This is a genomic window from Vibrio sp. 1249-1 (assembly GCF_033340495.1).
Window position 1 is genome coordinate 1 of sequence record NZ_JAWOWJ010000821.1, and the last position, 595, is coordinate 595.

The 595-nt window shown below is 46.6% G+C and carries 1 protein-coding gene; it reads left to right on the plus strand.

Annotated features, from left to right (window positions below; translation table 11 throughout):
* Window positions 1-88: 88 nt before the first annotated feature.
* Window positions 89-595, plus strand: a 507-nt coding sequence (locus R7Z50_RS29115; protein WP_318149960.1) for a TraI domain-containing protein, incomplete at its 3' end; no start/stop codon positions are given.

The following is a 595-nucleotide window of genomic DNA, read 5'->3' on the forward strand; positions in this document are numbered from 1 at the left end:
CATATGTGTTAATACATATCGGATTTTTGAGTCTAATCAACCGGCAACGCCAGATTGAACCTTCACACTATCGTGTCGGAGGTTCACTATGTTCAAAAACCTATTTTTTCAAACAAAAGCACTACCAGAGCTGTCATCGCAACTGGATGCAGAAATCCCACGCTATCCGCCATTCCTGAAGGGGTTGCCAGCAGCGTCACCCGAGGATTTGCAGTCCACACAAGACGAGCTAATTGCCAAACTGCGCCAGGTAATAGGCTTTAATCAGCGTGATTTTCAAAGGCTGATTCAACCCTGCATTGATCATCTTGCTGCTTATGTTCATTTGTTGCCAGCTTCTGAGCATCATCATCACAGTGGTGCTGGTGGTTTATTACGTCATTCGTTGGAAGTTGCTTTCTGGGCGGCACAAGCAGCTGAAGGGATCATCTTTGTTGCCAGTGGCACACCGGTTGAGAAAAAAGAGCTTGAACCAAGGTGGCGTGTCGCGGCGGCTCTTGGCGGTTTGTTCCATGATATTGGTAAGCCTGTTTCAGATTTGTCCATCACAGACGAAGATGGACGCTATCAGTGGAACCCTTTTTTAGAAACCTTA